The sequence below is a fragment of the Rahnella sp. EDr1-12 genome, from assembly GCF_049206505.1.
Taxonomy (GTDB): domain Bacteria; phylum Pseudomonadota; class Gammaproteobacteria; order Enterobacterales; family Enterobacteriaceae; genus Rahnella; species Rahnella rivi.
The window spans coordinates 960,720-974,984 of sequence record NZ_JBLZNY010000002.1; the positions used below are offsets into that span (position 1 = coordinate 960,720).

The following is a 14,265-nucleotide window of genomic DNA, read 5'->3' on the forward strand; positions in this document are numbered from 1 at the left end:
CAGTTATGGCCAGCGACGGAAAACCAGCGACGTATTAATGCCGCCAAACGCGAAGTTATTCGACTGAATAAACTCGGTCTGAATATGACGCGATTCGCCCATGATGTAGTCCAGTTCGCCGCACAGCGGATCCGGCTGCGTCAGGTTGATGGTTGGAACAAAGCGGTCTTCGCGCATCATTTCCAGCGACATCCAGGCTTCCAGCGCGCCACAGGCGCCGAGCGTATGGCCGAAGTAACTTTTCAGCGACGAAATCGGCGTTCTGTCGCCAAAGACCGCCGCCGTCGCCTGACTTTCCGCGATATCCCCGCGATCGGTCGCCGTGCCATGCGCACTGATGTAGCCAATCTCCGCCGCAGAAATACCGGCGTTTTTCAGCGCTTTTTCAATGCAAATTTGCATGGTGGATTGCTGCGGCTGAGTGATGTGCGCAGCGTCGCAGTTGGTGGCGAACCCGACGATCTCGGCATAAATTTTCGCCCCCCGCGCGCTGGCGTGTTCGAGGGATTCAAGGATCAGCGCGCCAGCACCTTCGCCAATCACCAGCCCGTCACGCTGCGCATCGAACGGACGGGGAGATAATTCAGGGTGATCGTTTTGCTGGCTGGTAGCGAACAACGTGTCAAAAACCGCGGCTTCCGACGGGCATAACTCTTCCGCGCCGCCCGCCACCATCACGGTCTGGTAGCCGTGTTTGATCGCTTCATACGCATAGCCGATGCCCTGGCTGCCCGATGTGCAGGCACTGGACGTCGGGATCACCCGCCCTTTCAGACCAAAGAACAGACCGGCATTCACTGCCGTGGTGTGCGGCATCATCTGCACGTACGTGGTGCCGGTGATGTTGTTGGTGTGCTTTTCCGTCAGCATGGTGGCGAATTCGCTGACCGGCCCGGTACTGCCGGTGGAAGACCCGAAGGCAATGCCAGTTTCGCCGTTGGTCAGGATCGGATCATCAAGTAAACCCGCCTGTTCCAGGGCCAGTTCCACCGCACGGGTGGACAGCAGCGAGACGCGCCCCATTGAACGGATACGCTTGCGGGTGTAATGCGCCGGGATAACAAAGTCATCCACCGGCGCACCAAGATGCGTATTCAGCCCCTGATAAATCAGCCATTCGTCCATGTGGCGAACCGCGTTACGCCCTTGCAGCAGGCGGGCGCTGACGTCGTGCCAGTGATTACCGAACGCCGTAATTCCTTTCATGCCGGTGACGACTACACGGTGTGTCATACCATGCCTCCGTTGATGGAAATCACCTGACGGGTAACATAGCCGGCAATATCTGACATCAGATAGCTCGCCAGGCCCGCCACTTCATCGGCATTGCCCATACGTTTGAGCGGGATCATACTCATCGCCGCGTCGAACGCCGGTTTTTCCATCTCCAGCATGCCTGTATCGATAAGCCCCGGCGCAATGCAGTTCACGGTGATTTTGCGTTTTGCCAGCTCCAGCGACAGCGCCTTACAGGCACCGATAATGCCCGCTTTGGCCGCGCTGTAATTGACCTGCCCGCGGTTACCGGTGATACCCGAAACAGAGGACAGCGCAATAATGCGCCCGCCCTGACGCAGCCCGATCATCGGCATAACGCAGGGATGTAACACGTTATAGAAACTGTCGAGATTGGTATGGATCACGCCATCCCAGTCTTCATCGGTGAGTGCCGGAAACGCCGCATCGCGGGTAATACCGGCGTTATTAACCACGCCGTAATACGCGCCGTGCGCCTCAATATCACGCTCAATTACCTCGCGGCACTGCGCACGGTGGCTGATATCAAATTGCACAATACGGCCACTGCCGCCGAATCCGGCGATCTGCTGCAAGGTATCTTCAGCGCCTGTTTTATCGCTGTGGTAGTGAATCGCTACCTCAAAACCGTCTTTCGCCAGCCGGATGGCAATGGCTTTACCGATCCCTTTACTGGCGCCGGTGACTAATACTGAACGCGTCATGCCTGCATCCCCTGAGTTAATTTTATTATTTCGTCCTTGTCTGGCTGATAAGTATTCAGCCGTCCCTGTGCAACCTGTAGGTTGTCTTGTTCACCCTTAATACTGATAACACCTTCAAAACTCGCGATTTTTTCATCGCGTAATACCATCGATACTCTGATTAATAATTCACTGCCCGCCGCAAATTCCGGGACGGCGCATTTAAGACCACGTCCGCCCAGCAGCATGCCTAATTGTGGCGGCTCGCCGGATTGTGCGCCATGCCAGCCACTCCACACGCCAATCGTCTGCGCAATCAGCTCGAGGGAATACCACGCAGGCAACGCACCGTCCGCATTCAGAAAGGGGGCCAGTACGCTGTCCTGGCTCACCACAACGCTGCACAACGCGGTGTCGCGGGTCACTTCAATCACGTTTTCCAGCAAGACCATCGGCTCAGCGTGAGGTAAAAAATCCGCCGCGTTTTGATAACTCATGACGGCCTCCCGATCAGAATGCTGGCATTGTTGCCGCCAAAGGCAAAAGAATTAGACAGGATCACCGGTCTGGCGAGCGGTTGCCCGGTCGTGGCCAGCCAGATATCCGGCAGGCTGACATCGCGCGAAATCTGTGAAAAATCCTGATGCGGCAGATGAAGAGCCTGCGTCAGGATCAGCCAGCTGAGCGCGGCTTCCGTCGCGCCGGCGGCACCCAGCGTATGGCCGGTGAGATGCTTGGTCGAACTGCACGGCGTGTTGTTGCCAAACAGACGATGTATGACAGCGGCCTCCACCTGATCGTTGAGCGGCGTCGCCGTGCCGTGAGCGTTGATGTACCCCACGTCACTCGCGGTCAGCCCGGCCATTTTCAGCGCCATCGTGATCGCCCTTTCCGCCCCGAGCCCTTCCGGATGTGGCGCAGACATGTGCCACGCATCGGAAGATTCACCGACGCCGAGCAGTGCGACCTCTGCCGGTTCGCGGGTCAGTAAAATCAGCGCGGAGGCTTCACCGATATTGATGCCGTCGCGCCTCTGTCCGAATGGCGCGCACCGCCCATGCGATAACGATTCCAGACTGTTAAAGCCGTTCACGGGCATGCGGCAAAGGCTGTCAGCACCGCCGACAATGGCCGCGTCCACCAGCCCGGCTTCGATCAGTCGCTTGCCGCTGATGATCGCCCGCGCACTGGAGGAACACGCGGTAGACAACGTGTACGCAGGGCCGCTCAGATCCAGCAATTCAGCCATAAACTGCGACGGATCGCCAAGCTCTTGCTGGCGGTAATCGAAGCCCGGCGGGAATTCACCGTGCTGATGTAAATAGCGCACTGCCTCTTCGCCCTCAGCAATGCCAGAGGTGCTGGTGCCCATGATCACCGCAACGCGATCTTTGCCGTACTGCGCGATCGCCGCGCTGACCTGAGATTCGATCTGCGCCAGGGCGGCCAGCAACAGCTGATTATTCCGGCTGCGGTGCGCCATCAGATCACCAGGGATCGCCGGCAGGTCGCCCGTGACGGTGCCAAGCCAGACCGGACGGTTTTCCGTCAACCAGCCTTCCTGCAATGACATGCCAGGCGCAGCGCCCGCCGTGAGGTTTTGTGCGATCTGGACAAGATCGTTGCCCAGCGCGTTCACCATGCCCACGGCCGAAAAGTAAATCATGTTAGCCACCGACGTTCTGGATAGTTATCTGGTAATGAAAAGCCTGCTGGGTGATCGACACTGGCTGGCGGGTCGCGCCTTTCGGCAGATAGTCGATGCGGGTGATCGTCGCCCCGTGGTTATCCAGCAACGTGCGGCGCAGCGGTTGATCGTCCAGCCTCCAGCCTGCCGGAAGCAGCGGCTGCCAGCGTTCGACCGGCCAGTAGCTCAGCATAATATCGGCCAGAACCTGATTTGCAGGAGGTAAACCGTCAATTTTTATGGCCTGCTCGGTGTGGATCCCTTGTTGATCGTAGACCACTTTGAACAGACGGATCCCCAGCGGAGAGAGCCCGGCCAGTTGCAGCGATTTGCCATCGGCATTAAGTAAGACCAGCAGCGACTGCTGTTTGCCCTTCACGGTGGCCGTCAGCAACTGTTGCTGACTCACCGGCTTTTCCAGCAGCGGCGAGGGTAATTTCACCTGAACGCCGGGTTTCAGCCAGGCTTGCGGCAGCGTACTGGCCGGAGGCTGCGTGGCACACCCGCCGAGGCTAAGCACCAGCCAGGCCAGAAGTGGCAACGTGAATCGACTCATTTTCTACGTCCTCGTTTTTTAACCGGCAGGGTCAGCGGTGAGAGCAGGAAGGCCGTCAGAATGCCAAAACTCAGCACAATGCCAAAACTGCTGATCGCCTGCGTGGCGCTGAATACCAGCATCCCGAAAGTCAGCAGCGTCGTCACTACTGCCATAAATATCGCAAACATCGAGGTGGTCGGTGTGCCGTGCGGATTGGTGAAAAACAGCGTGTAGTTAATGCCAATGCCCAGCACCAGGATCAGCGCCAGCAAAGAAAACAGATTGAGATTATGCCCGCTGTAGCCGAGCGCCGCGATGCCCGTCGCCAGTGATAAAACAGTCGGCACCAGACAAATCAGCCCGTGCGGCAGGCGGAAACGCCAGAGATACATGACGGCAATCACTGCCACGGCCAGCGCCAGAAGGCCGGTCAGATAAACCCGGTACTGGGAAAAGAGCTCGCTGAACTCCGTTTTACGGTCAATCCAGCCCGCGCCCGGCGAGGAGTCCGCCAGCGCTGCCATCGCGGCGCTGTCGTGAACGCCACTGACAGGAATGAGTGTCGCGCTGCTCCCGTCCGGCAGGGACAACCATAATAACCGCCAGCCCTGACTGATGACGCTGTTAAGCCACATCGGAACATCGACCGTTTGCGGACGTAAATCGGGCACAGAAACGCGGATACCCGCCTGCTCTAACTGAGCCACAATCTGCGGCGCACGCTGCCTGAGCAAGGTTAAATCGCGCTGCTGCTGTGCCTGGGAGGGCAGCCCGAGCATCCGGTAGCCGTCAATCACGCCGCCCGTCTTGGCCTGCGCCAGCTTTGGCCGTAATGCTTCGAGGCGTTGCAGCGTTTGCTCGGCATTTTCGCCATACACCACCAGCCATTTCTGATCGTTAGTTTGCCCGGTCAGCGCGGCAATCTGCTGTTCCTGCTGCTGTAACGCGGCGGGCAGCGATTGTAAGTCAGCAATATCATCATTGATTTTAAGCTGAGCTATTCCGCCCGCTGCCACCAGTAAAATCAGGACGGGTAAGCCGATGCGCACCGCTTTCTGGCTGCGCCACGCCAGCAACCAGCGGAAAATCAGGGCAAGCCCCGGTGTCGGCCCTACCGGCAGGCGTTTTGATAAATACGGATACCAGCACATCACCGTCATACAGGCGGCGCTCAGCCCGGCCGCGGCGAATACCGCCAGCTGTTGCAGGCCCGGAAAGGGCGCGATCAGCAGCATCAGATAGGCGGCTACCGTGGTCAGCAGGGCCATGGATAATGCCGGGAACAGTTTTTTCAGGCTGTCCAGCGGCGTGGTCGTGTCGCCGTGAACCCGCCGCTCGGTGAGGAAATAAAGGGTGTAGTCAGCGGAGATCCCGACAATGCTGGTACTCAGCACCAGCGTCATTATGTGAATTTCGCCAAATACCCATAAGGTAAAGACGGTGCCGGATAATGCGCCAATGGCGATAGAAAGCAGGCTGAGCAACAACGGCAGCACCGAGCGGAACATCACTAAAATCAGCACGAATACGCCGATCACCGACGCCGCGCCAATGGTGGAAAGATCGTGTTCAGCCTGCTGGCTGGCATAGTTGCTGTAGAAAATTGTGCCGCGCGCCAGCACTTTCGCCCCCGGCCAGCGGGTTTCAAAAGCCTGTTTCACCGCATTCAGGCTGGCGACCGTCTGCCTGCCGGTGGTGATGTCATACGAAGAGGCTTTCAGCTCACCGTGCACTAAATACCAGCTGCGCCCCTGCTTATCACGGGCCATCAGCCAGCCTTGATCGAGCGTCATGCCGCTGCTGTTTTGCTGCTGCGCCATCTGGGACGCGCGGACCAGCAACAGCGGGTCGTGAGCCAGTTCTTTGCCACTGACGCCGGCAAACGCCGAGTAGAGCTGACCGAGGATCCACTGGCTTTGCGCCTCTGCCCCGGTTGTCAGCCGCTGGCGGGTCGCTTCATCGAGCAAAGCGTTACGGTGTTGAAAAAAGAACGTGCCCCACTCCTGCTGGCGTTGAGCATCCATCGGCCCTTCCACCTGACTCAGTTCAGGCAACGCCCGCAGCTGTTTCAGCCAGTCGTCAAGCGGCGCAATGCCTGCGCCCTGCGGCGGGCTGACCAGCCACATCAGCTGACGATCGAGGCGCTGCGTGAAACCTTTTACAAACTCCGGCGGAACGGTGGTGTTCTGCTGTTGCGGCAGGAGCGCCAGCACGCTGCTGTTAATCTGACTGCGCGGCAGCAGCCAGAATAAGGCGGCGACCAGCAAGGCGATGATCAGCAGCCAGCCTAGTGCGAGGCGACGATGAAGTTCAGGACGCAAAATGGCGTTTCTCGGCGTCAGTCAGCTGGGCTGGCGCCGTTTGCTGGTTGAAGAAGCGGATATGCGTGGCGTCGCCCTGCATGTCATTAATATCGATATTGTTCAGGTAAGTTTCGCCATGCAGCGTGATGCTGCGGAAAAGACGGTTAAGCGGCGAGACTTTCGGCGTCAGGACAAGCGTCCAGGCGCCCTTGCCCTGATCGGTGAAACCGAGCGTGAAATTCTGCTCCAGCACGCGGCGATCGGCATGAAATAAGGCGCTCAGCAGCGAGTTGAACTGAAACATCTGCGGGTTCCTTTGCGCGGTGACGACCTGCGGATCCTGCCCCGCCATGATCTGCACCATGCGATTTTCGGTCAGTAATAACGTCAGGCTGAACGGTTTCTCCTGCTGCCACCACAGCCCTTGCTGCTGGGCGATCACCAGATTTCCGCTGGAATTGAGCGGTTGCGCCATGCCGCTGATGGTCCGCTGCTGGGCAAACTCGGCTCTGAGTACCGGCACCTGACTAAAACGCTGCTGTAACTCTTCCAGCGTGACGGCCTGAGCTGCCACGCTGAACACCGCCAGCAGGATAAATAACAGTGATCTCACAGGCTGACTCCCGTTTTATCGAACAACACCTGTGGCGAGACAAAGCACATCTCTTTGGTGGTGGCATCTACCGCCACCTGCAAGGTGTAACCGGTGGTGGTGCGCTTACCGGTTTCGATGTCGAAAATCTGATAGCCGATCCGCAGACGGTTTTCGATCTCCTCCAGCTGTGCGCGCACTTCAATGCGTTGCTCGAAGACAACCGGCGCGATGTATTTCAGGCGGGTATCGACGATTGGCCAGACATAGCCTGACGCCAGCATCTGACGGTAACCGTAATCAAACTGCTTCAGCAATTGCTCGCGCGCGACTTCCAGATAACGGAAATAGTTGCCATGCCACACCACGCCCATCGAATCAGCATCGTGAAAAGGCACGGTGATTTCCACGCGGGTGGAAAATCGCGGATCGTTAAATTGTGGGTCAAGTTTGGACGTCATATCAGTCAGGTTTCCCTTCAGGGGCGTCATCCGCTGGATGCTGCCAGAAATCATAAAAATTGAACCAGTCATGAGGCGCCAGCAGGCTGTAATGCTCAAGACGAGCGGCGTAACGATCGACGGCGTCCTGCAACGCGGGCAGGCGCTGAGCGCGTGGCAGGATCAGCGGGTCGGCAAAATTTTCACAGTAAATGTGCAGCTGCCGTTGCTGCATGATGCCAAACATCAGCATCACCGGCGCACGCAGCGCTGCCGCCAGAATAAAAGGCCCCTGCGGAAACGCGGCCGGCTTGCCAAGAAAATCACTCCAGATCACGCGGGCGTGTTCACCGCGCTGATGGCTGCTGGCGGAGGTACGATCGCCGACGATCGCCACCCATTCTCCTGCATCGAGCTTTTCCTGCAACAGCATCGCCGTATCCGGCCCCATCTTGCTCACCTGGATCAGGTTCACCACCGCCTGCGGATTGATCTCTTTCATCACCTGATTAAAGCGCTCGGCATTGTCGGTGAAAACCAGCGCATTGACGATGATCCGGTGGTTGAGCGCACCCAATGCGCGGCAGGATTCGATATCGCCCAGATGCGAGGCCAGAATAAGCGTTCCACGCCCCGACGCGATGTGTGCCTCGCAAACCTCAGGATTGACCAGCACGGCGTCGGTCAGGGTTTTATCGCCCTGCCAGCTCGCCAGCTTGCTCAGCAAGGATTCACCAAAACGCATGAAATGACGGAACGTGCCGGTGGGATAAGGCAAGGTCAGGTTTCGCTGCGCGGCGGTGTGGCGGATACGGTCAAGGTAACGGGCTGATGCCCTGCGCTGAGTCTGGCCGGTCAGCCAGAAATACGCGATTACCGGGTAAAGCAGCAGACGAAATGCGCGGTATCCCAGCAGGCGATACACCTTCATCATCAGGCGAATGCCCCACAGCCCCTGACGTTCAGGCGTGGCTGACCAGTGCTGACCGGCCGGCAGATTTTGTCGCTGACGCAGTAAAAACCCCACGCGCGGCAACATGCCAAAAAACAGCCGGGTGTGCATCCATGAAATCTTGATGTTGTCTTTTACGGCATCGAAATGCGAAAGGCCGTCAGCTGGATAGGTCACCTTCGTCGGCAGGAAGCGGCTGCGGGTGCCTTGCCAGTAAAGGCGCACCATAATCTCGGTGTCGAAATCCATCCGCTGCCCGAGGGCATGACTGTCCATCAGCGCCAGACAGGGTTTGAGAGGGTAAACACGAAAACCACACATGCTGTCTTTGAGCGAAAACGACAAGGTTTCGACCCACACCCAAAAATGCGTGATGTAACGGCCATACAATCGCGATTTAGGCACGCTGTCATCGTAAACCGGCTGACCGGAGATAAGACAATCCGGATGACGCCGGGCTTCGTCCAGCATGGCGGGAACGTCTGACAGCTGATGCTGACCGTCGGCATCAACCTGAATGGCGTGAGTGAAGCCTTTTTCGGCTGCCAGCCGCAACGCCTTCATGACCGCCATCCCTTTGCCCTGATTCGACGGCAAACGCGTCAGGCTCATCCACGGCATCACGGCAGCCAGCCGTTGCAGCTCATCGGCAGTCGCCGCATCACTGCCGTCATCGACGACGAGACAGGTCAAACCCAAAGGCCGGAGATTTTCCAGCACCCGTGCCATCATTGCGCCGTGGTTGTAGCACGGAATAATCAGGCAGGGAGAAAAAGCCTGGTGCTGATTCAGGGACATAAGCTGATTTTCCCGCTGCTGGCGACCACGTCGCCCAGACTGTATCGGAAAACCAGCCGGTGTTTTTCTTTCAGCCAGTCAATCTGCACCCTGACGGTTTCACCGGGCAACAGAGGCCGCTGGAATTTCACCACTTCCATACCGGAAAACCTGTTGTCCAGCCCGAAAACGGCACTGGCGTATTCCATCACCCAGTTTATCTGCGTGACGCCCGGCAAAATCGGCGAGGAGGGAAAATGACCTTTGAACCAGAATAAATCTGCCGGAAGCCGTAATTCGAGGATCAGGCTGCTGTCGCTGATTTTTTGCTGACTGAGCACTTCAGGCATCTTCATAAAAACATTTCCTGTAATTCAGCCGCAGCGCGCTTGCCTTGCTGGTTGAGAGGGATGGCCGGGACAATGCGCCAGTAACGCGGCAGAGACACCGGCGACAACCAGTCACGCAGCGCTTGCCGAAGTTGGCCGATAAAAGGGTTGTGCCCCTGCGCCCTGTGTTGTTGGTCACCCGCAGGGCTCAGAACCAGCACTGCCGCGATGCAAACTCTGCCCTGCTTTTCTATGGTCATGATACAGGCTTCGGACACCGCCTCCAGTGCGCACAGGCGTTGCTCTATTTCACTGAGCGAGATTCGCTGCTCGGCAATTTTCACAATCCGATCTTTGCGTCCCAGCAAATGGAAATGCCGCTGGTCTGGCAGAATGTCCACCTCATCACTGAGAATCATGCCTTCAGGTTGCGGGATTAGCGGAGACATCAGTGCAACGTGGCCATCCCGACGGTGTTCGAAAGCGATGTCGCTGAACAGCGTCCAGGGCTCATCAGACTGGCGATGGGCGATCACCCCCGTTTCTGTCGTCCCGTAAATCTCCCGCGGAAAACCACCACAGGTTGTCGCTGTTAATTGCGCACCATGGCGGGTCAGCGGACCTCCGGCAGAAAAGACGCAACGCAGGCTGGCCGGTTCCAGCGCAGGGTCCAGTCGTTTAAGAAACGCCGGGCTGCTGGTCAGCACTAAAGGGCGGACGCGGGAAAGCGTCACCAACTGCTCATGGTATTCGACACTTTTCACATAAAAAGGCAGCCCCAGCGTCAGGGGCAACATGAAGGCAAAAGTCAGCCCATACATATGATGCGGGGCAACGGTCGCCGCAAAATAACTGCCCCGGAGATCGTCACCCCAAAGCGCAGCAAGCCACCGGCTTTCACATTCGAGAGAGGATACCAGTTTAATGATTTTTTGCGGTTTGCCGGTTGAGCCTGAGGTAAATAAAATCAGCGATGCATTTTCCGGCCATGCCGGTAAAGATGAAAAGGAGGGGCTGGTATCACAGGGAAAGGTCAGTGTCGGGCACCCGGGTGACAGCGGGAGATCGGTGATCAGCGCGTCGAATTCTTTCAACTGCTCTGCCAGGACGGCCTGACGAAAATGGCCGGGCAACACCGGCGTTCTTCCACTGTAAATCACCGCCAGCAAAGCAACGGCGAAGGCGTAATTGTCTTGCAGGCAAATCGCCCAGCGCTGATGTGGGGTGACGGTTATCTGACTGATGAGTGAGAGCACATCGTGGCGTAACTCACCCTGGCGCCATGACCGGGTTTCGCTCCAGGCAACCAGATGATCATCGGCTCTCTGTGCACTCAGCCACTGGCCCATTGGGAGCGTCATAACCGTTGCAGACGCTTTCTGACTATCCATTCAATACCCATCAATAAGCCGATTAGCAGATAACTTACCCCGCCGTTATACAGCGCCCAAAGAGCCACATCGCCTTTAAGGCAGGTATATAAAGCGAGAAAACCGTTACACACAAAAAAGAGGCACCAGACTTGCGTGACGCGCCGGGTATAAATGACACCTGCAGGGGATAAATCCGGTTCACTGAGTCTGGCCAGGCGCTCAACAACAGATTGCCGCGCGCGTAATGAACTGAAAAACAGAATAAACAGCAAGGTATTTACCGCAACCGGGTAATACAACAGCAAGGATGTTTCGCGTAACAGCGCACTGATCGCCACCAGGACAATGCCCGCCGCCGCAATCGCTTTACCAAAGAAGGTGAGCTGGCTGAGCTTACCGCGAAAAGTCAGCAGGCGCAGAATAAAAACCAGCCCCAGTAACGGGGCAAGAATGCCGATCCCCCAGGTTTTTAAACCGCTCCACACCGCGACGGGATAGGCAACTATCGCCACGATCGTTACCCAGCGGATAATCGTGGCGACCCTGTTACGGGCTTCAGACACGGCGATTACTGCGCAGGCGTGTTAAGTAATTCATCAATGGCATCCACAACATCCTGAACGGTGCGCACCGATTTAAACATTTCAGGTTTAATCTTTCGTCCGGTGGTCTTCTGCAAATGAACAACCAAATCCACAGCATCAATGCTGTCTAATTCCAGATCTTCATATAATTTTGCATCTGGTTTGATATCACTTTCATCCACTTCAAACAGCTTGATTAATAACTCGCTAATTTGATTGTAAATTTCTTGCTTCTGCATAGGAATCTCTTTAACCACGCTGCACTGATATAAACCGGGCGAGGGTTTCAACAGAATAAAAATGCTCACGCATTTCCTGACTTTCTGCCGAAAGGGTCACGCCGTATTGCTTTTTGAAAGCCAAACCTAATTCAAGGGCATCAATAGAGTCTAGTCCTAAACCATCACCGAAAAGTGGCGCCTCAGTCTCTATCTCATCAGGCGTCATACCCTCAAGATTGAGGGTGGTGATGATAAGTTCTTTTATCTCGTGGCTTAATGGATCCATGACTTATTTCTCGTTATTTTGAATATTGCTGCGCATCAGCTCGGTGCGTAAATGCTGTGTCAGGCGTCTTGCTGCCAACGCTGGCGAAAGATCATGGTCATCCATAAAATCGATAACGTTAACTTTATCGGCAACCGTAATAATAAATTGAGGTTTGACCCGCGGAATTTGATACCACTTCCCCTGCTTGGTCAGCATCGGAGGCTGACAGGAGATATGGACAATCCGCACATCACAACCCGCCCTCACCGCAATATTTGCGGCCCCGCGTTGCAAGGTGATTTCCTGGCCTGGCAAAGATCGCGTGCCTTCCGGGAAAATCAGCAGGGTTCCACCGGCTTGCAATCGGGCTTCACAGGCAAGCAGTAATGTTTCCGAACCGGCATTCACCAGATACCCCGCCGCTTTAATCACGCCGCGCAAAAACGGGTTCTGTAATAAAGCCTGCTTGACGATGCAATCACAGCGCGGCATTCGCGACGCAAGGATCACATAGTCGAGAAGGCTTGGATGGTTAGCCACGACCAGACAGCCCGCATCCTGCTTAAACTTCTCATCACCGATGAAGCAAAAATCCATCACTCCAAATAGCCGTAATCCACCCAGAAAAAAACGGAAGCTGTTACGGATACTGTTTAGCGTCATACGGTGCAAAGTTTCAGGCTGACGAATGACGAGCCGCAACAGGTTAAACCATATGATTGAAAGCAGCAGTCCGCCGATTCCGAAAAGCGCAAAAAAGAGGCCTGTTACCCCCCATCGCCACACCCGGTTCACAAGACAAAACGCATCATAGGGCAACCCAGAGACTCTTCTCACAAATTATGCTTCCATTGCCAGCGTCGGCCATTATTCATATCAACATAAAAGGAAGGAGACGAAGTGAGATAACCGCGCAAGAATTGCAGACTCTGAGGAACGTTCTGCACACAGTCATTGCCCGTGGAAAGTATGTCACTACATTGCCAGCCATCACCAGCGGCTAATAATATTCCTACAGCATAAGGTAAAAACTCAGAATTTACCGATTTGTCATAAATAGCAGGTATTTCACCGTCAAAGTCGATCAACATGACACGCGCTGCCCCGCCAGCCAGCATTGATTGTGCTTCGATTATTCCTTGCTGAAAACTATTGCCGCCAGCCGCTAATGACGTCACAGGCAGCGGTTTTTTACTGATAATGGTCAGCCAGCCAGCGGCAGTATTATGCACTGACATTGAGAATTCAGTCGGCGAAGTAGGGAGATTTTCGGCCAGGGCATTCAGAATTCGCCCTGAGCGCTCAAGCTCACCATGACGGCTGGTAAAAATAGCCGCATCGATATCATGCGCAGCGAGTAACGAAAGGCCCGTTTCAACGGCAAATCGACTTCCGATACTCATACGCCGTGCAGCCATCATCGGGATCTGCGGCGTCTTGGGATGTTCACCGGAAAAGTGAACAATATCAGACTGATTAGCCCACTGGATCCAATGTTCACAACTGTCTTTTCCCGGAGCGAGAGCCTGCCAGTCAAGTATATCCAGTGAGAATTTCATGGTGACTTATCTTAATAAATTTGCCGGGTTAAGATTCTATGACATTTGACTGAGGATGGCATCTGCAATCTATGAAATCGTCATCGCTAAATTTATTTTGGTTTATATTTTAAAACGTAAGAAATATTAGCATTTAATATCAGTTTTAATAAACCGAGCATGTTCATTAATATAGAAAATACCCACGGGTATTTCTCAAACAAAACATAAACGAGATTGGTTATTATTCTTTTAGTGTTTATTAGCCAAAACTGATATTAAATTTCACTTAACTCCCGCATCAGATAAATCGCAGAGGTTAACTTAATAAACGTTTAAGGTCAGTATTGGTTAAAAAGCGCATACGAGCTTAAAATTTCCGAGCAAAATGCGCACAATCCGCTGAAAGCAGACGCAAAAAAACCCTGAATCTTTCGATTCAGGGTCTATGCAATAAGTGGCGGAACGGACGGGGCTCGAACCCGCGACCCCCTGCGTGACAGGCAGGTATTCTAACCAACTGAACTACCGCTCCACCGGTTCTTTCACACCCATCAGAAATCGTCTGATGCGTGTTTGTTCCTGTTATTTTCCTTGTCAGGGGAAAAGGAACTAATTTTATGCCTGGCAGTTCCCTACTCTCGCATGGGGAGACCCCACACTACCATCGGCGCTACGGCGTTTCACTTCTGAGTTCGGCATGGGGTCAGGTGGGACCACCGC

16 protein-coding genes, 1 tRNA gene and 1 rRNA gene are annotated in these 14,265 nt (G+C 55.2%); all 18 read right to left on the reverse strand.

Annotated elements, in window-relative coordinates; all coding sequences use genetic code 11:
* Positions 1 to 3: 3 nt before the first annotated feature.
* Positions 4 to 1,233, reverse strand: coding sequence for a beta-ketoacyl-ACP synthase (locus tag ACO0U8_RS13760; RefSeq protein WP_421670980.1), 1,230 nt, complete (start codon positions 1,231 to 1,233; stop codon positions 4 to 6).
* The gene (locus tag ACO0U8_RS13765) at positions 1,230 to 1,961 is read right to left on the reverse strand and encodes a 3-ketoacyl-ACP reductase FabG2 (protein ID WP_217204667.1); all 732 of its coding nucleotides are present in this window, start codon (positions 1,959 to 1,961) and stop codon (positions 1,230 to 1,232) included. Before ACO0U8_RS13765 ends, ACO0U8_RS13760 begins: the two co-directional genes overlap by 4 nt.
* Positions 1,958 to 2,437: a 3-hydroxy-fatty acyl-ACP dehydratase gene (locus tag ACO0U8_RS13770; protein WP_136376874.1), complete on the reverse strand. Its 480-nt coding sequence runs from the start codon at positions 2,435 to 2,437 to the stop codon at positions 1,958 to 1,960. The genes ACO0U8_RS13765 and ACO0U8_RS13770 overlap by 4 nt, the downstream gene beginning before the upstream one ends.
* On the reverse strand, positions 2,434 to 3,606 hold the full coding sequence (locus tag ACO0U8_RS13775) for a beta-ketoacyl-[acyl-carrier-protein] synthase family protein (RefSeq protein WP_421670981.1): 1,173 nt from the start codon (positions 3,604 to 3,606) through the stop codon (positions 2,434 to 2,436). The genes ACO0U8_RS13770 and ACO0U8_RS13775 overlap by 4 nt, the downstream gene beginning before the upstream one ends.
* Position 3,607: 1 nt before the next feature.
* Positions 3,608 to 4,183: a DUF3261 domain-containing protein gene (locus ACO0U8_RS13780; RefSeq protein WP_056781621.1), complete on the reverse strand. Its 576-nt coding sequence runs from the start codon at positions 4,181 to 4,183 to the stop codon at positions 3,608 to 3,610.
* The gene (locus tag ACO0U8_RS13785; protein WP_421670982.1) at positions 4,180 to 6,486 is read right to left on the reverse strand and encodes an MMPL family transporter; all 2,307 of its coding nucleotides are present in this window, start codon (positions 6,484 to 6,486) and stop codon (positions 4,180 to 4,182) included. Before ACO0U8_RS13785 ends, ACO0U8_RS13780 begins: the two co-directional genes overlap by 4 nt.
* Positions 6,476 to 7,081 (reverse strand): LolA family protein, encoded by a 606-nt coding sequence (locus ACO0U8_RS13790; protein WP_421670983.1) that lies wholly within the window; start codon positions 7,079 to 7,081, stop codon positions 6,476 to 6,478. The genes ACO0U8_RS13785 and ACO0U8_RS13790 overlap by 11 nt, the downstream gene beginning before the upstream one ends.
* A complete protein-coding gene (locus ACO0U8_RS13795) occupies positions 7,078 to 7,521 on the reverse strand; it encodes an acyl-CoA thioesterase (protein WP_122097344.1) in 444 nt (147 codons plus the stop codon). The genes ACO0U8_RS13790 and ACO0U8_RS13795 overlap by 4 nt, the downstream gene beginning before the upstream one ends.
* A gap of 1 nt (position 7,522) precedes the next feature.
* Positions 7,523 to 9,250 carry a glycosyltransferase family 2 protein gene (locus ACO0U8_RS13800; protein ID WP_421670984.1) on the reverse strand — a complete coding sequence of 576 codons (1,728 nt, stop codon included), beginning with the start codon at positions 9,248 to 9,250 and terminating at the stop codon, positions 7,523 to 7,525.
* On the reverse strand, positions 9,241 to 9,585 hold the full coding sequence (locus tag ACO0U8_RS13805) for a 3-hydroxyacyl-ACP dehydratase FabZ family protein (RefSeq protein WP_056781631.1): 345 nt from the start codon (positions 9,583 to 9,585) through the stop codon (positions 9,241 to 9,243). Before ACO0U8_RS13805 ends, ACO0U8_RS13800 begins: the two co-directional genes overlap by 10 nt.
* A complete protein-coding gene (locus ACO0U8_RS13810) occupies positions 9,582 to 10,919 on the reverse strand; it encodes an AMP-binding protein (protein WP_421670985.1) in 1,338 nt (445 codons plus the stop codon). Before ACO0U8_RS13810 ends, ACO0U8_RS13805 begins: the two co-directional genes overlap by 4 nt.
* On the reverse strand, positions 10,916 to 11,494 hold the full coding sequence (locus ACO0U8_RS13815) for a hypothetical protein (protein WP_056781636.1): 579 nt from the start codon (positions 11,492 to 11,494) through the stop codon (positions 10,916 to 10,918). The genes ACO0U8_RS13810 and ACO0U8_RS13815 overlap by 4 nt, the downstream gene beginning before the upstream one ends.
* Before the next feature lie 5 nt (positions 11,495 to 11,499).
* Positions 11,500 to 11,754 (reverse strand): acyl carrier protein, encoded by a 255-nt coding sequence (locus ACO0U8_RS13820; RefSeq protein WP_122097331.1) that lies wholly within the window; start codon positions 11,752 to 11,754, stop codon positions 11,500 to 11,502.
* A gap of 10 nt (positions 11,755 to 11,764) precedes the next feature.
* Entirely contained in the window at positions 11,765 to 12,022 is a 258-nt protein-coding gene (locus tag ACO0U8_RS13825; protein ID WP_056781640.1) for a phosphopantetheine-binding protein, read from the reverse strand.
* Positions 12,023 to 12,025: 3 nt separating this feature from the next.
* Entirely contained in the window at positions 12,026 to 12,841 is an 816-nt protein-coding gene (locus ACO0U8_RS13830) for a lysophospholipid acyltransferase family protein (RefSeq protein ID WP_421670986.1), read from the reverse strand.
* Positions 12,838 to 13,563: a beta-ketoacyl synthase chain length factor gene (locus tag ACO0U8_RS13835; protein WP_421670987.1), complete on the reverse strand. Its 726-nt coding sequence runs from the start codon at positions 13,561 to 13,563 to the stop codon at positions 12,838 to 12,840. The genes ACO0U8_RS13830 and ACO0U8_RS13835 overlap by 4 nt, the downstream gene beginning before the upstream one ends.
* Before the next feature lie 437 nt (positions 13,564 to 14,000).
* A tRNA-Asp gene (locus tag ACO0U8_RS13840) sits at positions 14,001 to 14,077 on the reverse strand.
* Positions 14,078 to 14,164: 87 nt separating this feature from the next.
* Positions 14,165 to 14,265: ribosomal RNA gene (gene rrf / locus ACO0U8_RS13845) — 5S ribosomal RNA — on the reverse strand; the annotation flags it as partial.

Excerpts from the sequence above, each read along its gene's own strand:
- ACO0U8_RS13825 (WP_056781640.1), bottom strand. The coding sequence starts at position 12,022 with ATGGATCCATTAAGCCACGAGATAAAAGAACTTATCATCACCACCCTC.
- ACO0U8_RS13775 (WP_421670981.1), bottom strand. The coding sequence starts at position 3,606 with ATGATTTACTTTTCGGCCGTGGGCATGGTGAACGCGCTGGGCAACGAT.
- ACO0U8_RS13810 (WP_421670985.1), bottom strand. The coding sequence starts at position 10,919 with ATGACGCTCCCAATGGGCCAGTGGCTGAGTGCACAGAGAGCCGATGAT.
- ACO0U8_RS13760 (WP_421670980.1), bottom strand. The coding sequence starts at position 1,233 with ATGACACACCGTGTAGTCGTCACCGGCATGAAAGGAATTACGGCGTTC.
- ACO0U8_RS13765 (WP_217204667.1), bottom strand. The coding sequence starts at position 1,961 with ATGACGCGTTCAGTATTAGTCACCGGCGCCAGTAAAGGGATCGGTAAA.
- ACO0U8_RS13795 (WP_122097344.1), bottom strand. The coding sequence starts at position 7,521 with ATGACGTCCAAACTTGACCCACAATTTAACGATCCGCGATTTTCCACC.
- ACO0U8_RS13820 (WP_122097331.1), bottom strand. The coding sequence starts at position 11,754 with ATGCAGAAGCAAGAAATTTACAATCAAATTAGCGAGTTATTAATCAAG.
- ACO0U8_RS13770 (WP_136376874.1), bottom strand. The coding sequence starts at position 2,437 with ATGAGTTATCAAAACGCGGCGGATTTTTTACCTCACGCTGAGCCGATG.
- ACO0U8_RS13835 (WP_421670987.1), bottom strand. The coding sequence starts at position 13,563 with ATGAAATTCTCACTGGATATACTTGACTGGCAGGCTCTCGCTCCGGGA.
- ACO0U8_RS13780 (WP_056781621.1), bottom strand. The coding sequence starts at position 4,183 with ATGAGTCGATTCACGTTGCCACTTCTGGCCTGGCTGGTGCTTAGCCTC.
- ACO0U8_RS13805 (WP_056781631.1), bottom strand. The coding sequence starts at position 9,585 with ATGAAGATGCCTGAAGTGCTCAGTCAGCAAAAAATCAGCGACAGCAGC.
- ACO0U8_RS13800 (WP_421670984.1), bottom strand. The coding sequence starts at position 9,250 with ATGTCCCTGAATCAGCACCAGGCTTTTTCTCCCTGCCTGATTATTCCG.